The 20,580-nt window shown below is 71.6% G+C and carries 19 protein-coding genes; 8 read left to right on the top strand and 11 right to left on the bottom strand.

What is annotated here, in order from left to right; all coding sequences use genetic code 11:
* Positions 1 to 10: 10 nt before the first annotated feature.
* From ABD331_RS04400 to ABD331_RS04420, 5 genes are all read right to left on the bottom strand, one after another.
* Positions 11 to 2,794: a DUF5682 family protein gene (locus ABD331_RS04400; protein ID WP_344470939.1), complete on the bottom strand. Its 2,784-nt coding sequence runs from the start codon at positions 2,792 to 2,794 to the stop codon at positions 11 to 13.
* Positions 2,791 to 3,903 carry an ATP-binding protein gene (locus ABD331_RS04405; protein WP_148435546.1) on the bottom strand — a complete coding sequence of 371 codons (1,113 nt, stop codon included), beginning with the start codon at positions 3,901 to 3,903 and terminating at the stop codon, positions 2,791 to 2,793. The genes ABD331_RS04400 and ABD331_RS04405 overlap by 4 nt, the downstream gene beginning before the upstream one ends.
* Before the next feature lie 11 nt (positions 3,904 to 3,914).
* A complete protein-coding gene (locus tag ABD331_RS04410; protein WP_344470940.1) occupies positions 3,915 to 5,240 on the bottom strand; it encodes a vWA domain-containing protein in 1,326 nt (441 codons plus the stop codon).
* Positions 5,237 to 6,622: a hypothetical protein gene (locus tag ABD331_RS04415; protein ID WP_344470941.1), complete on the bottom strand. Its 1,386-nt coding sequence runs from the start codon at positions 6,620 to 6,622 to the stop codon at positions 5,237 to 5,239. Before ABD331_RS04415 ends, ABD331_RS04410 begins: the two co-directional genes overlap by 4 nt.
* A 79-nt stretch (positions 6,623 to 6,701) precedes the next feature.
* Positions 6,702 to 7,193: a hypothetical protein gene (locus tag ABD331_RS04420; RefSeq protein WP_148435549.1), complete on the bottom strand. Its 492-nt coding sequence runs from the start codon at positions 7,191 to 7,193 to the stop codon at positions 6,702 to 6,704.
* A 206-nt stretch (positions 7,194 to 7,399) separates the two neighbouring features.
* Here ABD331_RS04420 and ABD331_RS04425 point away from each other — a divergent pair, with 206 nt between their 5' ends.
* Entirely contained in the window at positions 7,400 to 8,041 is a 642-nt protein-coding gene (locus ABD331_RS04425; protein WP_344470942.1) for a GntR family transcriptional regulator, read from the top strand.
* A 72-nt stretch (positions 8,042 to 8,113) separates the two neighbouring features.
* Here ABD331_RS04425 and ABD331_RS04430 read toward each other — a convergent pair whose 3' ends face one another.
* Positions 8,114 to 9,001: an NAD(P)-dependent oxidoreductase gene (locus tag ABD331_RS04430; RefSeq protein ID WP_344470943.1), complete on the bottom strand. Its 888-nt coding sequence runs from the start codon at positions 8,999 to 9,001 to the stop codon at positions 8,114 to 8,116.
* Between the two features lie 144 nt (positions 9,002 to 9,145).
* Between ABD331_RS04430 and ABD331_RS04435 the strand changes: the two genes are divergently transcribed.
* From ABD331_RS04435 to ABD331_RS04450, 4 genes are read left to right on the top strand one after another with little or no spacing between them, the layout of a single operon-like run.
* Entirely contained in the window at positions 9,146 to 9,877 is a 732-nt protein-coding gene (locus ABD331_RS04435; protein WP_344470944.1) for a PIG-L deacetylase family protein, read from the top strand.
* Entirely contained in the window at positions 9,874 to 10,566 is a 693-nt protein-coding gene (locus tag ABD331_RS04440) for a 4-carboxy-4-hydroxy-2-oxoadipate aldolase/oxaloacetate decarboxylase (RefSeq protein ID WP_344470945.1), read from the top strand. Before ABD331_RS04435 ends, ABD331_RS04440 begins: the two co-directional genes overlap by 4 nt.
* Positions 10,556 to 11,632, top strand: a complete 1,077-nt coding sequence (locus ABD331_RS04445; protein WP_344470946.1) for a 4-oxalomesaconate tautomerase — start codon at positions 10,556 to 10,558, stop codon at positions 11,630 to 11,632. Before ABD331_RS04440 ends, ABD331_RS04445 begins: the two co-directional genes overlap by 11 nt.
* Positions 11,629 to 12,585, top strand: a complete 957-nt coding sequence (locus ABD331_RS04450; protein WP_344470947.1) for a catechol 2,3-dioxygenase — start codon at positions 11,629 to 11,631, stop codon at positions 12,583 to 12,585. The genes ABD331_RS04445 and ABD331_RS04450 overlap by 4 nt, the downstream gene beginning before the upstream one ends.
* Here the strand turns inward: ABD331_RS04450 and ABD331_RS04455 are convergent.
* The 5 genes from ABD331_RS04455 to ABD331_RS04475 form a co-directional block, all read right to left on the bottom strand.
* Entirely contained in the window at positions 12,572 to 12,988 is a 417-nt protein-coding gene (locus ABD331_RS04455) for a cupin domain-containing protein (protein ID WP_344470948.1), read from the bottom strand. The genes ABD331_RS04450 and ABD331_RS04455 overlap by 14 nt on opposite strands.
* A gap of 8 nt (positions 12,989 to 12,996) precedes the next feature.
* Positions 12,997 to 13,812, bottom strand: coding sequence for a phosphoenolpyruvate hydrolase family protein (locus ABD331_RS04460; RefSeq protein WP_344470949.1), 816 nt, complete (start codon positions 13,810 to 13,812; stop codon positions 12,997 to 12,999).
* Positions 13,809 to 15,086, bottom strand: a complete 1,278-nt coding sequence (locus ABD331_RS04465) for a Tm-1-like ATP-binding domain-containing protein (protein WP_344470950.1) — start codon at positions 15,084 to 15,086, stop codon at positions 13,809 to 13,811. Before ABD331_RS04465 ends, ABD331_RS04460 begins: the two co-directional genes overlap by 4 nt.
* Positions 15,087 to 15,153: 67 nt before the next feature.
* Complete coding sequence (locus tag ABD331_RS04470) at positions 15,154 to 15,492, bottom strand: luciferase domain-containing protein (RefSeq protein ID WP_344471521.1); 339 nt, start codon at positions 15,490 to 15,492, stop codon at positions 15,154 to 15,156.
* 62 nt (positions 15,493 to 15,554) lie between these two features.
* On the bottom strand, positions 15,555 to 16,136 hold the full coding sequence (locus ABD331_RS04475) for a helix-turn-helix domain-containing protein (protein ID WP_344470951.1): 582 nt from the start codon (positions 16,134 to 16,136) through the stop codon (positions 15,555 to 15,557).
* Between the two features lie 111 nt (positions 16,137 to 16,247).
* Here ABD331_RS04475 and ABD331_RS04480 point away from each other — a divergent pair, with 111 nt between their 5' ends.
* The 3 genes from ABD331_RS04480 (at position 16,248) to ABD331_RS04490 (ending at position 20,517) form a co-directional block, all read left to right on the top strand.
* Positions 16,248 to 17,708, top strand: a complete 1,461-nt coding sequence (locus ABD331_RS04480) for an NCS1 family nucleobase:cation symporter-1 (protein ID WP_344470952.1) — start codon at positions 16,248 to 16,250, stop codon at positions 17,706 to 17,708.
* Positions 17,705 to 18,433 carry an aspartate/glutamate racemase family protein gene (locus ABD331_RS04485; protein WP_344470953.1) on the top strand — a complete coding sequence of 243 codons (729 nt, stop codon included), beginning with the start codon at positions 17,705 to 17,707 and terminating at the stop codon, positions 18,431 to 18,433. The genes ABD331_RS04480 and ABD331_RS04485 overlap by 4 nt, the downstream gene beginning before the upstream one ends.
* A 125-nt stretch (positions 18,434 to 18,558) precedes the next feature.
* Positions 18,559 to 20,517, top strand: a complete 1,959-nt coding sequence (locus ABD331_RS04490) for a glycosyl hydrolase family 18 protein (RefSeq protein WP_344470954.1) — start codon at positions 18,559 to 18,561, stop codon at positions 20,515 to 20,517.
* The last annotated feature ends 63 nt before the right edge of the window (positions 20,518 to 20,580 follow it).

The following is a 20,580-nucleotide window of genomic DNA, read 5'->3' on the forward strand; positions in this document are numbered from 1 at the left end:
CGGCGATCCGTCAGCCCAGCAGCCCCGCCACCGCCAGCACCGGCTCAGGATGCCCGGCCAGCAGCGCGCTCACCTCCCGATGCTCATCGCCCCCGGCCGCAACCCACGCTCCCGAGCACCCGAGCAACGACGCCACCGCGTCGCAAGCGTCCGGATGCGCCAGGAGCAGCGACGCCACGGGCCCGGAGGCCGCCGGCGCGGACGTGGCGGGAGGCTTGGGGCGGGCCGTCCACGGCGGCACCCACGCGTCCACCGCCGTCAGCGAGCCGGGGAAGGTGCGCCCCGCCTCGCGGATCAGCACCGGCACCAGCTCCGCCGCCCCGTCCCGCAGCGTGGTGATCAGTTTGGGCAGCCACGGCAGCAGCACGTTGTCGGGCAGCCGCCCGAACGCCTTCGAGATCACCTCCACCACGAACCCGGACAGCCCAGGAGCGGGCTCCATGGCCTGCACGAACCCCATGATGTAGCGCGGGAACGACGGCACGACCAGCGGGTTGGCGAGCAGCTCGTCGCAGCGGGCCCGCAGGTCGGCGATGGGCAGGAGGCCGAGCTGGTGGTGCGCCGCCCACAGCAGCGCCACCTTGTCGGGCGACTCGGGGTGCGACTGCTGCACCGCCAGTTCGAGCTGCGCCCTGTCGCAGCCGAGCGCCAGCGCCAGGCTCTCCATGGTGAACAGGAAGCCCAGCATGGCCGCCACCTGCCGGACGCCGGTGTCGTCGTCCACGAAGGCCGTCGGCAGCAGCGTGCAGTAGTGCGCGTAGCCGGTCGTCACGAACGACTCGCACCAGGCGGGCAGCTCGGGCTCGTTGGCCCGGTAGTAGGCGAGCAGCCGCCGGATGCGGCGCAGCACCTCGGGCGCGTCGTCCACGGTGCGCTCGGCGGACAGCAGCTCCACCGCGCGCGCCCCCAGCTCGTCGGCGAAGCGGCGGCTGCCGAGGAACAGGATGGAGTCCTCGACCGCCGCCAGCGCGACCGCCGCCGTGGCCTTCGGGTCGTGCACCGAACGCCGCAGCCGCTGCTCCAGCACCTGCTCGATGGTGACGCCCTCGTAGCCCAGCTCGATGATCGAGCGCTGGTGCTTGCCGAACGCCAGGTCCCAGCTCTCCTGGATCGAGCGTTCGCCCAGCCTGCGCTCGCCCATGATGGGCCGCACCGCGTCGGACGGCAGCAGATAGCGCAGCATCCACAGCAGGTCGGAGCAGGGCACCAGGTCGGGCTCGGCGTTCAGGTCGAGCAGCGCCCGCTGGATCGTGCGCTTCTCCAGGTCCAGGCCGAGCGGCGCGAGCCGGTCGTAGACGTTCCTGGCCAGCGGCGGCATCGCGTCGTAGCCGACCTCGCCGACGCGGTCGCCGCCGAGCAGGATCTCGCACAGCCGCCGGATGTCGCGCCTGCCCGGCACGGCGTCCTTCTCGATGCACGTGACGGCGGCGTCCTGGAAGTCGTACGGGGTGGGCCGGGCGCGGTTGCGCATGCCGGCGAGCAGGATCGAGGTCTCGTAGACCGCGATCGCGTCGGCGGTGCTGGCCAGGTAGCCGTTGCGGCGGGCCAGCCGGACGATGTCCACCGACCAGCCGACCAGCTCTGCGTCGTCGAGCGGGTCGAGCGCGGGCGGCCTGGACAGGAACCCGGTCAGCTTGTCGGCCACCTCGCCCTGGGGCGCGGCGGGCGCGGGCAGCTTGGCCGCCCGCTTGCGCGCGCCCTTCTGCCCTTCGAGCTGGAACGGCGTCAGCTTGCCGCGCGTGAGCGCCTTGGCCCAGGTGGCCGCCGCGATCGACACCGAGCCGGAGGCCAGCCCGAACTGCGCCTCGATGGCCGAGTGGCTGGACGGGATGAGGCCGTACAGCCACTTGGTGCCGGTGCGCGGGCTGATCTCGTACGGCGCCTCGGACCTCAGGCCGAACTGCTCGACGTGGCTGGCGGCGTGGAAGGCGCCGCACACGTACAGGCAGTCGGCCGGGTCGGCGCCGGAGGCGGCCAGGTGCTCGCGCATCCTGGTCCACATGTAGCGCTCGCGCTCCTCGTCCACGGCCAGCCGGCCGCCGTCGGGGCGCAGCCGGCGGAACAGGCTGCCGATCAGCACCATGACCTGGCGGTAGGTGTCGTAGTCTGCGCCGGACAGGGGCTGCTCGACGTACTGGTCCCACCACTCCGACCAGTGACGCACCTTGCCGTGGTGCAGCAGGTGCTCCTCCAGCTCGGCGAAGCCGGGCCGCAGGTCGCCGATCTCGACGCCGACGGCGTCGCCGTGCAGCGCCGCCTCCTCGTCCTTCGGGGTGGCGGGCTCCTCCTCCTTCGGCGCCCACTGGAAGACGTGGTCGGTCGAGCGGTCGACCAGCACCAGCTCGACGCCGGGGGTCTCCAGCGCGTACGCGATGGCCTGGTACTCGGCCGACGCCTCCGTGATGGGCGCCACCACGGACAGCGGCGCCGACTCCTTCGGGAAGCCGTCGAGGTCGGTCGCGAACGCCTGCAGCGCCACCGGCAGGCGGCAGTTGCGCAGCTCGGTCAGCAGCGGCTGGAGGTCCTCGCACAGCTCCAGGTAGATGACCTTCGGCTGCTTCTCGCGCAGCCTGCGCAGCATCGCCAGCGCGGAGGCCGGCGAGTGGTGGCAGACCGGGAAGATCTCCAGCTCCTCGCGCAGCGCCCGGTCCACGTCCTCCACCAGGCCCGACAGGATGCCGGACACGGCGACGGGGCTGCCGGCGAACTGCTCGGCGGCGTCGAGGAGCTGCCCGCGCAGCGCGTCGAAGGGGCCGGTGCGGGCGTCCGCCCGCTCGCTCGTTCGTCCGGTCATGACAGGGTGGCGATGGCCTCGCGGCCGCCCTCGAGGAACTCCGGCCACTCACCGCCGGCCTTCTTGCTGCGCGGCTCGACGACGCCGTGCCAGTACTTGTTGAGGATGGCCAGGTCTTCGGGGCTGCGCCGGGCCAGCGAGCCGACCAGCGACCCGGCCAGCGTCTGGGCGCGCAGCACCCGGTCGCCGAAGAAGTGGCTGTGCAGGATGGCGTCCTCCAGTACGCCGATCTGCTCGGCCGTGGACAGCGCCGACTCCAGCTTCTCGTCGTCGCTGGTGGCCGAGGCCGCCGCCGACCGCAGGTCGGCGAAGCTCTGCAGCAGGATGTCGAGCAGCGTGGGCGGCAGGTCCAGCTCGATCTGGTGCCTGCGCAGCAGCTCCTCGGTACGGAAGCGGACGATCTCCGCCTCGCTCTTCTTGTTCGTCACGACGGGGATGCGGACGAAGTTGAAGCGCCGCTTGAGCGCCGAGGACAGGTCGTTGACGCCCCGGTCGCGGCTGTTGGCGGTGGCGATGATGGAGAAGCCGGGCTGGGCGAAGACGATGTTGTCGTCGTCGAGCTCGGGGATGGAGACGTACTTCTCGGACAGGATCGAGATGAGCGCGTCCTGCACGTCGCTGGTGGAGCGGGTCAGCTCCTCGAAGCGGCCGATCACGCCGCGCTCCATCGCCGTCATGATCGGCGAGGGGATCATCGACGCGCGGGACTGGCCCTTGGCGATGACCATCGAGACGTTCCACGAGTACTTGATGTGGTCTTCCGTGGTGCCGGCCGTGCCCTGCACCACGAGGGTCGAGTTGCGGCAGATCGCGGCGGCGAGCAGCTCGGCCAGCCAGCTCTTGCCGGTGCCCGGGTCGCCGATCAGCAGCAGGCCGCGGTCGGAGGCCAGCGTCACGATGGCGCGCTCGACGAAGCTGCGGTCGCCGAACCACTTCTGCGGGATCTCCCGCTCGATGCCGTCGGCGCGCTCGGAGCCGAGCACGAACACCCGGATCATGCGGGGGCTGAGCCGCCAGGAGAACGGCTTGGGCGAGGTGTCGATCGACTCCAGGTAGTCGAGCTCCTCCGCGTACTTCACCTCTGCGGGGGCGCGCAGCATGTCACTCATTCGCCAGTCTCCTAAGTGAGGAAGTTCTTGAGCTCGAAGACGAGCTTGTGGATGTGACCCGAGAGCACGGGGGTGCCCAGGTCCTTGAATTTCTTGCGGAACCACGGCTCGACGCTCTGCACGCCGGAGCTGTTGACCGAGCCGACGGGGATGAACTTCACGCCCGACCGGTAGACGGCCTCGATGCCCTCGTAGAGCGGCTGGGAGGCGCCGAACTCGTAGAAGTCGGAGATCCACACCATCACGGTGTTGCGCGGGTCGCTGATCTTGGGACGGGCCATGGCCATCGCCACCGGCCCGTTGTTGCCGCCGCCGAGGTTGGTGCGCATCAGCACCTCGAACGGGTCGTGCACCCACGGCGTCAGGTCGATCGCCCGGGTGTCGTAGGCGATCAGGTGCACGTCGACCTTCGGCAGCCCCGCGAAGATGGAGGCCAGGATGGTGCAGTTGACCATCGAGTCCGTCATCGAGCCCGACTGGTCGACGACCACGATCAGGCGGGCCGGGGTGGTGCGGTGGGCCGTCTGCTTGTAGAACAGCCGGTCCACGTAGAGGCGCTGGTCCTCAGCGTTCCAGTTGGTGAGGTTCTTCCAGATCGTCCGCTGGATGTCGAGGTTGCGGAAGACCCGCTTGGGCGGCACCGACCGGTCGATGACGCCGGCGCTGGTCTTCTCCACCTGGGTACGCAGCACCTCGGCGACCTCGTCCACGTACTTGCGGATCAGCGCCTTGGCGTTGGCCAGCGCGACGCCCGACAGGTTGGACTTGTCGCGCAGGAGCTGCTCGATCAGCGACATGCTCGGCGTGAGCTGCGCGGCCAGGGCCGGGTCGGCGAGCACCTCGCGCAGGTGCATGCGCTTGACGAGGTCGCCCTCCAGGCCGGCCAGCACCTTGGCCAGCTCCTCGTTGCCCTGGCTGTGGCGCAGGCCGCCGGGCTCGCAGCCCATGCCGCGCTCGAACCAGGCCGCGTCCTGCTTCCAGCTCTCGAGCTGAGCGGCGCTGACGTTGCCCGAGCCCGTCGCGAACACGTTCAGCAGCAGCTTGGAGACCAGGGCCGCGCGGCGGACCTCGTCGCCCGCCTCGTGCTCCTTGTCGGCCATCAGGCCGTCGAACTCGGCAGCCAGGTCAGGGAAGCGCTGCACCAGGTTGTCGACCGACACGCCCGGGTCGAGCAGGGCGAGCGGCAGGTCGAGGTCGCCGACGATGCCGAGGCTGGCGGTCTCCAGCGCGGGCTGCTCGTCGGGGCTGAACAGCCGGGACATCAGGCGCCAGTAGAGCACCTGGCGCCGGGTCTCGTCGGCGGTCTGCGTGGCTTGCGTGGCAGGTGTCTCGGTCATTTCCGCAGCAGCCGTCCCGCTCGCTCGCGCAGCACCGCGACCACGTCGCCGTTCCTGGTCTCGGCCTTGGCCGCCTTGGGGTCGGTGGGGCCGAGCGCCCAGTCGCCGTTGTGCACCGTGACCGGCTGCTTCTTGACCGCCGACTGCAGGGCGAGCGGCTGCAGCGACCAGCGCCCGCCGTCCCAGCGCACCAGCCCGATGCACCCCGTGGACGCCTTGACCAGCGCGGGGGTGAGCGGGCCGCAGGACGGCAGCCGGTCGAGGTCGAGCGGAACCTTGTTGCCGCCCAGGTCGATCGTCTGGCCGTCGCTCTTGTAGCCCTCGACGAGGACGGGCTCGGCGATGCGCACGGGGTGCCGGTCGAGCGGGGTCACCGCCGGCGGCGTCGCGGCGGCGAGCTGAACCCGCGCGATCGCGAACGGGTCGGCCTCCTCCCCCGTGCGGGCCCGATCGTCGTGCCACACCAGGTCGCCGCCGGGCAGCAGCGGCATGTCCGTGATGTCCACGCTGCGGTGCTCGGCCAGCGCGGCCAGCAGCACCGGGTGGCCACCGAGCAGCCGCCACACGGTCGGGCCGACGATGGTGTCGACCTTCGCGGCGGCCACGCTCGTGCGCACCAGCCTGCCGGGCTCGCCGCCCCGCTCCAGGATCGCGTGCACCTGGACGCGTACGACGGTGGCGTGCTCGTGCACGTCGGCGCCCAGAACCAGCAGCCGCCCCGACACCTCATCCGCGCCGCCGCCGTGCCAGGGACCGTGCTGAGACAGCAGCATGGCGCGCGTCCACAGGTCGGCCCACCGGCGGGCGGGCAGCCGGTCCATCGTGGCGACCGGGCTCGACGCCCGCAGCTCCGTCGCCAGCCCGTCGAGCAGCACCGCCAGCCCGCGCAGCTCGGGCACGGCCAGCAGCGCCTCGATCGTCTGGTCGGCCGAGGAGACCAGGTCGTGATCGACGCCGCGCCAGCCGACGATGGCCAGCTCGCGCAGCCAGACCCGGCAGCCGGCCAGCAGGTTGTCGGCCACCTCGCCCTTGCCCGCGCCCGCCTCCCAGGTGGCGCGGGTGCGGCCCAGCGCCCCGTCGAGGCGGGCGAGCAGCGCGTCGTGCACCGCGCCGAACAGCGCGGCACGGGCGCCGGCCAGCGCCGCGAGGTGCTCGTCGGCCACGGAACCGGCGCTCACCTTCTCCACGGCCTCCCCAACCCGCTCGCCGATGGGGGTGCCGGCCAGCGCGCCCGCCAGGGCGGCCAGCGCCGCCGCCGGCTCCTCGCCGAGCCTGGCCAGCCCGAGGGTGAGCGCGTCGTCTAACCCCGCCACCAGGTCGAGCGCCTCGCCGACCCCTGCCGGGGCATCGCCGAGCAGCTCACTGAGCTGTACGTCGAGCATCAGCACACCGCCTTGTCCGACTCGTGGGTGATCGGCATCGCCTCGTACGTGTTCCGCATCGCCTCGTACGTCTTGCGCATCAGCGCACCGCCCCCGTAGCCGGGAACCAGTGCAGCTCGGCCAGCGGCTCGGTGCTGTCGGGCACCTCCAGGTAGGCCAGGTGGCGCAGGAAGCGGCTGAACACGACGGCCGCCGGGGTGCGCTCGACGTGCCCGGTGATCTCGTGCATCAGGTTGCCGCCCTCGGGCACCTCGACCCGCAGGTAGCGGGCCACCCGGTCCAGCCCGTACTGGACGACGGCCTCGTCGGCCAGCATGCGGATGTGCTTGCACGCGTAACCGTGCAGGGCCCCGCACGGCCGGTTGTTGTTGGTGCTGCAGCTCAGCGCGTGCGTGCCCGCCGTGATCGACGAGACGTAGACCCGCTCGATGTCGGATCCGCTCGACACGACTCCCTGGAGCCGGCCGTCGGCCAGCTCGACGAAGGGCACCTTGGCGAGCTTGCGCGGCTCCACGGGTGGGACCACCCGGACCACGCTGCGCCGCTCCCACGCGGTACTGTCCGCGTCCACGACCTCAGAACCTCCCGCCCCGCCGGCCCGCAGCGCAGGCGGAAGTGCCCGCGCCCACGCGGCCGGCTGATCAATTGATCCGGGAACTTACCGGAGGCCACCGACAGATCTGAGGAAAACGATCAAAGCGCCAGGCGGGTCCGGACGCGCGCCATCGCGGGGTGGTTGTCCATAATATTGTCAACCATGAACTGGAGGAGGATCCCGTGAGCTCAGGGACCCCGGACGCGCGGACGCTGACCGACCGGGTCAGAGCAGCCATACTCGGCGGGGACTTCGTGCCCAACCAGCGGCTGGTCGAAGCGGACGTGTGCGAGCAGTTCGGCGCCCCGCGCGCCGCGGTGCGCGAGACGTTCAAGGAGCTCGCCGGCGAGGGGCTCGTCGAGATCCTACGCAACAAGGGCGCCCGTGTCCGGGCGATCTCGAAGGCGGAGGCCATCGAGATCACGGAGGTGCGGATGGTGCTGGAGGGCCTGTCCGCCGCCAAGGCCGCCGAGCGGGTGACGCCCGAGCAGGCCGCGCAGCTTAGGGAGATCGTCGCCGACATGCGGGCGGCGGTGGAGCGCAACGACCTCGACCGGTACTCCGAGCTGAACGCCGCGCTGCACGCCAAGGTCCGCCAGATCGCCGAGCACGGCACCTCCGCGGCGATCATCGAGCGGCTGGGGGCGCAGGTGGTGCGGCACAAGTTCCGGCTGGCCCGGCAGCCGGGACGGGCGGCGGTGTCTCTTCCACAGCACGAGCTGATCGTGGCGGCCATCGTGGCCCGCGATCCGGAGGCGGCGCAGACGGCCATGCAGCAGCACCTGCGCAGCGTGGCCAAGGCGCTGGAGGTCACCCCCGACTGACACCCCACAAGCCCACGCCACGCGCCACGCACCCGGACGCGCGCCACGCCCCGGACGCGGGCTGGACGCGGGTCAGGTGCCCGGGATGGGTGGGATGCCGGTGCGGGTTACCTCGTCGAGGGTGGCGGTCGTGGCCCGGGTCATGGTGCTGGGCACGCCCAGTTCGTCCAGCATCCGGGTGGCGGCCTCCATCTCGTGCACCCGCCGCACACCGTGCTGCCCGGCGCCCTTGATCAGCCGCACCACGAACTCCTCGTCGGCGGCGGTGACCGTCTCCAGCAGGTGCTCCCAGAACCACCCCTCCAGCCCAGCCTCCCGCGCGGCCCGCTGCGACTCGATGGCGAGCGCGCTCAGCCCCTTGACCAGCACACTGCGCAGCAGCTTGCGGGCGGCGGCGTCACCGGGCGACCCGCCGATGGGCGTCACGGACATGCCGAGCCCGCCCGCGAAGGCGGCGAACCGGTCCGCGGAGGGGCCGCTGGCCAGGATGGGGGTGGCAAGGCCGCGCAGCGGGATCGGCGCCATGATCGCCCCGTCCACGACGGCCGCCCCCGAGGGCTCCAGCAGCTCGGCGATCCGCCGCTTGTCGCCGGGCGCGCCGGTGGACAGGTCGGCGTAGAGCACGCCGGACCCGAGGTGAGGGCGGGACTCGGCGCAGGCGGCGAGGCTGTCGGCCCCGGTGGTCACGGCGATGACGACATCGGCCCCGCGCACGGCTTCGGCGTTGGAGGCGACGAGAACCGCGTCGGCCTCCGGGCCGACGACCACGGCATCGGCCTCGGAGCCCACGACCACGGCGTCGGCCTCAGAGGCCGCGGCGTCGGCGTTGGAGGCGGCGACCGTGTCGCCTGGCGGGTACGCGGGGTCGTACACGCGCAGCCGTACCTTCCCCGCCAGTCCTGCGGCGAGAATATGACCGACCTCGCCGTACCCGAGCAGCGCCACCTGAGGTGTGTCCATACCGCCCATCCTCCCTCACCCAAAGCCATATCGTTGACAATGTTGTCCGATATCCACGCCAAACCCCCACCAAACCCACCAAAGAAGCGACACCAACCCCAATAATGTTGACAATCCGCCCACCAGGCTCCTAGCGTCAGCGGCGTGACCTCTTCTCGTACCCTGTTGGTGATCAGTGCCCACGCCGGCGACTTCGTCTGGCGCGCGGGCGGCGCGATAGCTCTGGCCACTAGCCGCGGCGAGCGCGCCAAGGTGGTGTGCCTGAGCTACGGCGAGCGCGGCGAGTCCGCGAAGGCGTGGCGCGCGGGCAAGACGCTGGAGGAGATCAAGGCGATCCGGCGCGAGGAGGCGGAGAACGCCGCCGCGGAGCTGGGCGCCGAGATCGAGTTCCTCGACGCCGGCGACTACCCCCTGGTGGAGAGCCAGGAGCTGGTGGACCGGCTGGTCCGCGTCTACCGCGACGTGGTGCCCGACGTGGTGCTGACGCACCCGCTGGCCGACCCGTACAACGGCGACCACCCGGCGGCGGCCCGCATGGCGCTGCAGGCGCGGGTGCTGGCGCAGGCGATCGGCTACGAGGCGCCCGGCGAGCCGCTGGGCGCGCCGCCCGTGTTCTTCTTCGAGCCGCACCAGCCCGAGCAGTGCGACTTCAAGCCGGAGGTGCTGCTCGACATCACCCCGGTGTTCGACAAGAAGCGCAAGGCGATGGAGTGCCTGCCCGCGCAGCAGCACATGTGGGACTACTACACCGACCTGGCCAAGCGCCGCGGCGTGCAGCTCAAGCGCAACGCGGGCCCGAACCTGGGGCTGGCGCACGACACGATGGGCGAGGCGTACATGCGGCTGTACCCGCAGGTCACGGACGTGCTGTCGTGAGGAACGTGGTCGTCACCGGCATCCCGCGCGCCGACCCGGCCAAGATCGGCACCCTGGCCGGGTACGGCGTCGCGACCGTGCACGAGGCGCTGGGCCGCACCGGCTACCTCGGCCCCGGCCTGCGTCCCGCCTGGCCGGGCGCCAGGACGGGCGGGAACGCGGTCACCGTGTTGTCCTGGCCGGGCGACAACCTGATGATCCACGTCGCGGTCGAGCAGTGCCAGATAGGCGACATCCTGGTGGTCACCACGACGTCGCCGTCCACGGACGGCATGTTCGGCGAGCTGTTCGCGACGGCGCTGGCCCATCGCGGGGTGCGCGGCGTGGTGATCAACGCGGGCGTGCGCGACGTGGCCGAGCTGCGCGCCATGGGCTTCCCCGCCTGGAGCGCGGCCGTCAGCGCGCAGGGCACCGTGAAGGCGACCCCCGGCGCGGTGAACGTGCCGATCACGATCGGCGGGCAGCTCATCAGGCCGGGCGACACGATTCTCGCCGACGACGACGGCGTGCTCGTGTGCCCGCGCGAGGACCTCGACCGGGCCATCGCCGCGTCCGCCGCCCGCGCGGACAAGGAGGCCACCACGCGCGCCGCCTTCCTGAAGGGCGAGCTGGGCCTCGACCGGTACGGCCTGCGCGAGCGCCTGCCCGGGCTGGGCATCACCTACGAGGAGTACGACGGTGACCGATGACGGGGTGCGCTGCATGCTCATGCGCGGCGGCACCTCCAAGGGCGCCTACTTCCTGGCGAGCGACCTGCCCGGCGACCCGGCGGAGCGCGACGACCTGCTGCTGCGCGTCCTGGGCAGCCCCGACCCGCGCCAGATCGACGGCGTCGGCGGCGCGCACCTGCTGACCAGCAAGGTCGCCGTCGTCTCGGCCAGCACTGACCCGTCCGCCGACGTGGACTACCTCTTCCTCCAGGTAGCCGTGGACGAGCCGGTCGTCTCCAGCCGCCAGAACTGCGGCAACATCCTGGCGGGCGTGGGCCCGTTCGCCGTCGAACGCGGGCTCGTCGCGCCCACCGGCGACCGGACGGAGGTGCGCATCCGCCTGGTCAACACCGGCGGCTCGGCCACCGCGAGCTTCCCGACACCGGGCGGCCGGGTCGACTACCGGGGCGGCACCGCCATCTCGGGCGTGCCGGGCACGGCCGCCGCCGTGGTGCTGGGCTTCGCGGACACCGCGGGCTCCACCACCGGCAGCCTGCTGCCCACCGGCCGGGTCGTGGACGTGATCGACGGCATCGAGGTGACCTGCGTCGACAACGGCATGCCCGTCGTCGTCGCGGCGGCCACGGACCTGGGCGTCACCGGCTACGAGTCGCACCAGGAGCTGGCGGAGGACCGCGCCCTGCTCGACCGGATCCAGTCGCTGCGGCTCCAGGCGGGCGAGCTGATGGGGCTGGGCGACGTGAGCGCCGAGTCGGTGCCGAAGACCACGCTCGTCGCCCCGCCCAGGGACGGCGGGGCGCTGTGCACCCGTACGTTCATCCCGGTCCGCCCGCACACCGCGATCGGGGTGCTGGGCGCGATCAGCGCCGTCACGGCCGCGCTGCTGCCTGACGGCGTGGCGCGGCGGCACGCCCGCCTGCCCGGGGGCAGCCGGTTCGACGTCGAGCACCCCACCGGCCACCTGGAGGTCGAGGTGGAGCTCGACCTGTCCACCGACCCGCCGACCGCGCTGCGGGCGGCCAACGTGCGTACCGCGCGCAAGCTCTTCGACGGTACGGTCTACCCACGGGAAGGAAAGCCGTGAACGCCCTGCTGCACGACGTCGCCCACCTCGGCCACGTCGAACTGCTCACCCCTCAGCCCGAGCGGAGCCTGTGGTTCTTCACCGAGATCCTCGGCATGACGGCCGCGGGCCAGGACGGCGACTCGGTCTACCTGCGCACCTACGACGACTACGAGCACCACAGCCTGACGCTGACCGCGCACCACACCCCGGGCCTGCGCGCGACCGGCCTGCGGGCGAGCAGCCAGGAGGCGCTCGACCGCAGGGTGCTGGCGATCAAGGAGGCGGGGCTGGGCATCGGCTGGCGCGACGGCGAGCCGGGCCGCGGCCCGACGTACGCCTTCCACGACCCGGACGGCCACGAGCTGCGGCTGTACTGGGAGTCGGAGTGGTACGAGGCCCCCGAGGAGCTGCGCCCCGCGCTGAAGAACCAGCCGCAGGCCTTCCCCGGGCACGGCGTCGGCGTGCGCCGCCTCGACCACATCAACTTCCTGGCCGCCGAGGCCGCGGCGAACGGCGCGTTCGTCCGCGACGTGCTCGGCGCGCGCGTCACCGAGCAGATCATGCTGGACTCCGGCCGGATCTCCGCCCAGTGGCTGCACTTCGGCAACAAGTCCTACGACCTCGTCTACACCGACGACTGGTCGGGCTCCTCCGGCCGGCTGCACCACATCGCGTTCGCCACGAACTCGCGCGAGGACATCCTGCGGGCGGCCGACATCTGCCTGGACAACGACGTCTTCATCGAGACGGGCCCGCACAAGCACGCCATCCAGCAGACCTTCTTCCTGTACGTCTACGAGCCCGGCGGCAACCGCATCGAGCTGTGCAACCCGCTGACCAGGCTCATCCTGGCCCCCGACTGGCGGACCATCACGTGGACGGAGGCCGAGCGCGCCAAGGGCCAGGCGTGGGGACTGAAGACGATCGCCTCCTTTCACACCCACGGGACGCCGCCGGTCAGCCCTGCTTGACGGCCTCCCAGGTGGGCTGCTCGCCGGGCGCCAGCTCGGCGAAATCGGGCAGGTCGCGCAGCGCGTCCTCGGCGCCGCCCGGCGTGTACGTGGCGATGATCCGCAGGGGACGCCACCCGGTGTTGAACGTCGAGTGCAACGTCCCCATCGGGATGTGGACGGCGTCGCCGGCCTTGACGTCGAACTCGGGCCCGTCCCCCACCGTCTGGCGCCCCTCGCCTTCGATGATGTAGAGCACCTCGTCGGAGAAGGGGTGCTGGTGGCGGTCGTGCCCCTTGTTCGGGTTGATCACGACCTCGCCGAAGGTGGAGGACGCGCCCGGCACGGTGCCCGGCGTGATGTGCCACTTGATGGAGCCCCAGTCGAACACCATGGTGGGCACGTCGTCTGGTCTGCGGTGCATGAGGGCTCCTAAAGGCTCTTGAAGGTGCGCAGCTGGTCGGCGATGGCCCGCTCGGCGGGCAGGCGCTCCATGGAGGAGGCGCCGAAGAAGCCCGCGACGCCGGTCGTGCGCCGCAGGACGTAGGCGACGTCGTCGGGCTCGGCGATCGGGCCGCCGTGGCACAGGACGATGACGTCGGGGTTCACGGCCACGGCGGCGTCGTGCATCTCCTGGACGCGCGCGGCCGACTCGTCGAGCGTGAGCGCGGTCCTGGCGCCGATGCTGCCCTTGGTCGTCAGGCCCATGTGCGGCACGACGACGTCGGCTCCCGCCTCGGCCATGGCCGTGGCCTGCCCGGCGGTGAAGACGTACGGGGCGGTGAGCAGGCCGCGCTCGGCGGCCAGCCGGATCATCTCGACCTCCAGGTCGAAGCCCATGCCGGTCTCCTCCAGGTTCGCCCGGAAGACGCCGTCGATGAGGCCGACGGTGGGGAAGTTCTGCACGCCCGCGAAGCCCATCGCCTTGAGCTGGTCGAGGAACTGCGGCATCAGCCGGAACGGGTCGGTGCCGCAGACCCCGGCCAGCACCGGGGTGTCCCTGACGACGGGCAGCACCTCGCCCGCCATCTCGACCACGATGGCGTTCGCGTCCCCGTACGGCAGCAGCCCGGCCAGCGAGCCGCGCCCGGCCATCCTGAACCGGCCGGAGTTGTAGATGATGATCAGGTCCACGCCGCCGGCCTCGGCCGCCTTGGCGGACAGCCCGGTGCCCGCGCCCGCCCCGATGACCAGCCGGCCGGCCTTCCGCTCGGCCCTGAGCCTGCTGAGCGCCTCGTCGCGGTTCATGCCGCCCCTTTCTGGATCAGCTCGTGCAACCGGTCGGCGGCGGCGACCGCGAACCGGGGCTGGTTGATGTCGTCCTCGCTCTCCACCACCTGGACGTCGCCGCCCGCCACCGCCGCCAGCACGGCCTCGAAGCAGGCGGCGTCGGCACCGGGGTCGTGGAACGGGCCGCCCTCGACGTCCACGGCCGAGACGCCGCCGCGCGGCACGAACAGCGCCACGGGGCCGGTGGCGGCGGCCAGCTTCGCGCCGATCTCCGTGCCGATCGCGGCGCACTCCTCCGCCGTGGTGCGCATCAGCGTCACGGTGGGGTTGTGCACCAGCAGCAGCCGCTGCCTGAAGCGCTCGGGAACGCCGTCCATCGGGCCGAAGTTCACCATGTCCACCGCGCCCAGGCTGACCACCTGCGGCACACCGGCCGCCCCGGCGGCGGTCAGGCGTTCCCTGCCCGCCGACAGGACGCCGCCCACCAGCTCGTCCGCCAGCTCCGTGGTGGTGAGGTCCAGGACGCCGGCGAAGTAGCCGTCCCTGATCAGGGCCTCCATGGCGCGCCCGCCCGAGCCGGTGGCGTGGAAGACCACCACCTCGTAGCCGAGTTCCTCCAGCCGGGCGCGGGCGGCGTTCACGGCGGGGGTGGTCACGCCGAACATGGTGGCGGCGATGAGGGGCCTGTCCTGCTGGGGCTGCTCGCCTTGGCTTCGGCGTGCGTCGTAGGCGGCGGCCATCGCGGCGATCGCCGCCGCCGCGTTGCCCAGGATCGGGCGGGAGATGGCGTTCAGTCCGGCCACGTCCACGACGCTGTGCATGAGCGTCACGTCGCTCTGGCCTACGTACGGGGAGACGTCGCCGCCGGCCATGGTGGAGACCAGCAGTTTGGGCACCCCTATGGGCAGGGCGGCCATGGCTGCCGCGGCGATCGAGGAGCCGCCGCTGCCGCCCAGCGCCAGCACGCCGCTCACCCTGCCCGCTTCCCACAGGTCTCTGGTGATCTTGGCGGCTCCGGCGGCCATGGTGCTCAGGGCCGCGCCGCGGTCGGCGTCGCTCCTGAGCCGCGCGAGGCTGCTGCCGCCCGCCTCGGCGACGGCCTCCGCCCCGACGTCCGGCGCCAGACCACCGACACGCACCGCCGAACCCACAGCGCCCGCGGTCGGGGCCGGGGTGCCCATGACGCCCGCGTCGAGCAGCACGACCTCCTGCCCGGCCGCCGTGACGAGGTCGCGTACGTAGGCGTACTCCGCGCCCTTGGTGTCGAGGGTCCCGAGCAGTAACACGGCCATGACGGATCCTCCTCCGAGTCGGCTGCCCCAGCAGCAGCCTCCCCCGCCGGACGGCCCGTCACGCCTCTCAGTGCACGTGAGCCTTGATCGCCACGCTGGTCAGGGCGAGCAGCAGCTCCAGGTCGGGCTCGGCGTCCACGTAGACGGCCACCCAGGCCTGGTCCTCGCACGCCTGCACCTGCTCGCACGTGCTCAGGTAGGGCCGCAGCCGGTCGATGGCCGGGGCGGTCAGGCGCACGCGCACCTCGTCGGAGCCGGTGAGCCGGATGATCTCGGTGCCGCTCACCGCGAACGTGGTGCCGCGCCGCCCGTCGCTCACCGCCAGCGCGGGCCACGACCTCAGCTCCGCCACCGCTCTGGCCACGTACGGCCCTCGGCGTTCAGCCTCCCGCCGCCAGGCGGTCATCCCTGCCACACCTCCATGCTGGGGTATGCGGGTCCGTGCCGTCAGTGTCCGTTCCGCAACCGTTATCCGGCGTGCACGATCAGCCACACGGCGACGGCCGTGACGGTGGCGGAGCGGTTGCCGATGATGTGCGGGCGGCTGCACGGGAACGTGATCGAGTCGCCCTCCGCCAGGGTGACGACCTCGGACTCGAACTCGATGGTCAGCTCTCCCGCCGTGACGGTGCCGACCTCGTACCCCTCGTGTCTGAGGAAGCGGCCGTGGGCGGTGGAGACGGCGTGCGGCGGGTAGGTGGACTCGAAGAACTCCACGTCGGGGGTGGGGCCCGGCGACAGCCGCCGGAACGTCACTCCCCCGCCGAGCCGGATGGGCGCGACCTCACCCGCCCGGCTGACGGCCAATTCGGGCGGTTCCTGCCGCTCGTCGGAGTCGAAGACGGCCGCCAGTGGCACGCCGATGGCCGACACGTACGCGATCAGCCTGCTCACCGAGGGCCGCATGGTGCCGCGCTCGATCTGGGACACCGCGCTGGCCGAGATGCCCAGCTCACGGGCCACCGCCCGCAGCGACTTGCCGGAACGCGTACGCAGCTCCCGCAGCCGCCGGCCGAGCCGCTCGCTGCTGACCGCTTCCAGGTCGTCCATAACCTCCGTCACAGGGCTTTAACACGGGCGCAATCAGGGGATCGCTCTCTCAGGTGTTAAGTGATGACTTAACACCTGAGAGAGCGACCGCACCCCCCAAGGATGCCGCAGATGACCCAGCCCACCGTCGCCCCAGCCCCCGCCTACGACCCCCGCCTCACCAACGAGGACCTCGCCCCGCTGCGCAAGCAGACCTGGTCCTCCTACAACATCTTCGCCTTCTGGATGTCCGACGTGCACAGCGTCGGCGGCTACGTCACCGCGGGCAGCCTGTTCGCGCTGGGCCTGGCGAGCTGGCAGGTGCTGTTCGCGCTGCTGGCCGGCATCGTCATCGTCAACGTCTTCTGCAACCTGGTGGCCAAGCCCAGCCAGGTCACCGGGGTGCCGTACCCGGTGATCAACCGGGCCGTGTTCGGGGTGCTGGGCGCGAACATCCCGGCCATCGTGCGCGGCGCGATCGCGATCGCCTGGTACGGCGTGCAGACGTACCTGGCCTCACAGTCGCTGATCATCATCTTCCTCAAGTTCTGGCCCGCCACCGCCGCGCTGAACGAGCCGCGCTTCCTCGGCCTGTCCGTGCTCGGCTACATCTGCTACGCCATCCTGTGGGTGGCGCAGGCGGCGGTGTTCTGGCGCGGCATGGACGCGATCCGCCGGTTCGTCGACTTCGCCGGGCCCGCCGTGTACGTGGTCATGGTCGTGCTGGCGGTCTACCTGGTGAGCCAGGCGGGCTGGGAGAACCTCAGCCTGGACCTGTCGCAGGGCGAGAGCCTCGGGTTCGCCGAGTCGATCCCGGTGATGCTGGGCGCGATCGCGCTGGTCGTGTCGTACTTCTCCGGCCCGATGCTGAACTTCGGCGACTTCTCCCGCTACGGGCGCTCGTTCGAGGCCGTCAAGCGCGGCAACTTCCTCGGCCTGCCGATCAACTTCCTGTTCTTCTCGCTGCTGACGGTGATCACGGCGTCGGCCACGGTGCCGGTGTTCGGCGAGCTGATCACCGACCCGATCCAGACGGTGCAGCGCATCGACACGCCGTTCGCGATCCTGCTCGGCGGCCTGACCTTCGTGATCGCCACGGTCGGCATCAACATCGTGGCCAACTTCATCTCGCCGGCCTTCGACTTCTCCAACGTCAGCCCGCAGCGCATCAGCTGGCGCACCGGCGGCATGATCGCCGCGGTCGGCTCCGTGCTGCTGACGCCCTGGAACTGGTACGGCAACCCGGACGCCATCCACTACACGCTCGGCCTGCTGGGAGCGCTGATCGGGCCGCTGTTCGGCATCCTGATCGCCGGCTACTACGTCTGCGCGCGGCAGCGCGTGTCGGTGGACGAACTGTTCACGATGGACCCGCGCGGCCGGTACTGGTTCGACCGGGGCTACAACCGCAACGCCGTCTGGGCGACGCTGCTCAGCGGGGTGCCCGCCATCGCCTCGGTCCTGGTGCCGAAGCTGGTCACGGCCGCCGACCTGATGTGGATCGCCGACTACAGCTGGTTCCTGGGCTGCGGGCTCGGGTTCGTGGCGATGGTCGCGCTGGAGCGCCGTACGCCCCGGATCGTCCCCGCATGACCCACGTCCGCGTCATCAATCCGAACACCGCCCTGGCCATGACCGCCTCCATCGGTCGTTGCGCCAGGGCGGTGGCGTCCCCGGGGACGACCGTGACGGCCGTGAGCCCGGCCATGGGGCCGGAGTCGATCGAGAGTCACTACGACGAGGCGCTGGCCGTGCCGGGGGTGCTGGCCGAGATCGCGGCGGGCGAGCGGGAGGGGGTGGACGCGTACGTGATCGCCTGCTTCGGCGACCCCGGCCTGGACGCCGCCCGCGAGCTGGCGGGCGGCCCGGTGGTCGGTGTCGCGGAGGCCGCGATGCACGCCGCCACGCTGGTCGGCCGGGGTTTCAGCGTGGTGACCACGCTGTCCAGGACGGCCGGCAGGGCGTGGGAGCTGGCGCATCGGTACGGCTTCGCCGCGGCCTGCAAAGGTGTGCACGCCTGCGACATCCCGGTGCTGGCCCTGGAGGAGCCGCCCGCCAGGAAGGCGGTGATCGAGCTGTGCGCGGCGGCGCTCGACCGTGACGGGAGCGACGCGATCGTGCTGGGCTGCGCGGGCATGGCGGACTTCTGCGCCGAGGCGTCGCGCGCCACGGGCGTGCCGGTGATCGACGGGGTGGGCGCGGCGACCCGCTTCGCCGAGTCGCTGGTGGCGCTCGGCCTGCGGACGAGCACGCGCGGCGAGTACGCCAGGCCGCTCCCCAAACGCTACTCCGGTTTACTGCGCGATTTCACGATCTGAGCGACATGTATTGACTCGTTCCGCAGGTTGGGGTTACCGTCGGCCCATAACTAAAAGGAAACTTTCCTAATAGTTTCCTGGACATCCCACCCCCTGTACACCCCCCAACCGGATGTCGGAGCGTCATGAGACACACCATCCTGAGCAAGGTCCTCGCCGGGCTGGCGGCGTTAGCGCTGCCGCTCACCGCGGTCGTCGTCGCCACCCCGGCCGCGTCCGCCTCGGCCGTGCGCGTCCTCGCGGCCGACTGGGCGGCCTGGACGGCGTACGCGACGGGCGCGCGCGTCACCTACAACGGCGTCGAGTACGAATGCCTCCAGGCCCACACCTCCCAGCCCGGCTGGGAGCCGCCGAACGTGCCCGCCCTGTGGAAGGTCGCGACCGGCGGCGGCACCGACACCACCGCCCCCAGCGTGCCGGGCAACCTGCGCTCGACCGGCGTCACCAACACCAGCGTCACCCTCGCCTGGGACGCCGCCACCGACAACGTCGGCGTCACCGGCTACGAGATCTACCGCGGCGGCACCCTCGTCACCACCGTCACCGGCACCACCCACACCGACACGGGCCTGACCGCCAGCACCGCCTACAGCTACACCGTCCGCGCCCGCGACGCCGCAGGCAACCGCTCCGCCAACAGCAACACCGCCACCGCCACCACGACGGGCGGCGGCGGCACGGACACCACCGCGCCAACCGTGCCGGGCAACCTGCGCTCGACCGGCGTCTCCAGCAGCAGCGTCTCCCTCGCCTGGGACGCCGCCACCGACAACGTCGGCGTCACCGGCTACGAGATCTACCGCGGCGGCACCCTCGTCACCACCGTCACCGGCACGTCCCACACGGACACGGGGCTCGCGGCGAACACCGCCTACAGCTACACCGTCCGCGCCCGCGACGCCGCAGGCAACCGCTCCGCCAACAGCAACACCGCCACCGCCACGACCACGGGCGGCCCCGGGGGCGGCGGCAACAAGGTGCTCGGCTACTTCGTGCAGTGGGGCGTCTACCAGCGCGCCTACCACGTCAAGAACATCGACACCAGCGGCTCGGCCGCCAAGCTGACGCACATCAACTACGCCTTCGGCAACGTGCAGAACGGCCAGTGCACGATCGGCGACAGCTACGCCGACTACGACCGCTTCTACCAGGCGGGCGAGAGCGTGGACGGCGTCGCCGACACCTGGGACGCCGGCGCGCTGCGCGGCAACTTCAACCAGCTCCGCAAGCTCAAGAAGAAGTACCCGAACCTGAAGGTGCTCTTCTCCTTCGGCGGCTGGACCTGGTCCGGCGGCTTCGGCCAGGCCGCCCAGAACCCCACCGCCTTCGCCAACTCCTGCTACAACCTGGTCGAGGACCCGCGCTGGGCGGACGTCTTCGACGGCATCGACATCGACTGGGAGTACCCGAACGCCTGCGGCCTGACCTGCGACACCAGCGGCCCGGCCGCGTTCAGGAACGTGATGTCGGCGCTGCGCACCCGCTTCGGCTCCGGCAACCTGGTCACCGCCGCCATCACCGCCGACGGCACCGACGGCGGCAAGATCGACGCCGCCGACTACGGCGGCGCGGCGCAGTACGTCGACTGGTACAACGTCATGACCTACGACTTCTTCGGCGCCTGGGCGGCGCAGGGCCCCACGGCCCCGCACTCACCGCTCAACTCCTACACCGGCATCCCGATCGCCGGCTTCCACTCCGACAGCGCGATCCAGAAGCTCAAGAGCAAGGGCGTGCCGGCGAGCAAGCTGCTGCTCGGCATCGGCTTCTACGGCCGCGGCTGGACCGGCGTCACCCAGGCCGCGCCGGGCGGCACGGCCACGGGGCCCGCGCCGGGCACGTACGAGCAGGGCATCGAGGACTACAAGGTGCTCAAGACACGCTGCCCGGCCACGGGCACAGTCGCGGGCACGGCTTACGCGTACTGCGGCGGCCAGTGGTGGAGCTACGACACGCCGGCCACGATCGGCGGCAAGATGAGCTACTCGAAGAACCAGGGCCTCGGCGGCGCGTTCTTCTGGGAGCTCAGCGGCGACACGACGAACGGGGAGCTGATCACGGCCATGAAGAGCGGCCTGGGGTGATCCGCTGACAGACCCCGCTGATAAACCGGGGCCGGCCCTCCGCGCCTGGGGGCCGGCCCCCTT

It is taken from the genome of Nonomuraea monospora, from assembly GCF_039531895.1.
GTDB classification, from domain to species: Bacteria; Actinomycetota; Actinomycetes; order Streptosporangiales; family Streptosporangiaceae; genus Nonomuraea; species Nonomuraea monospora.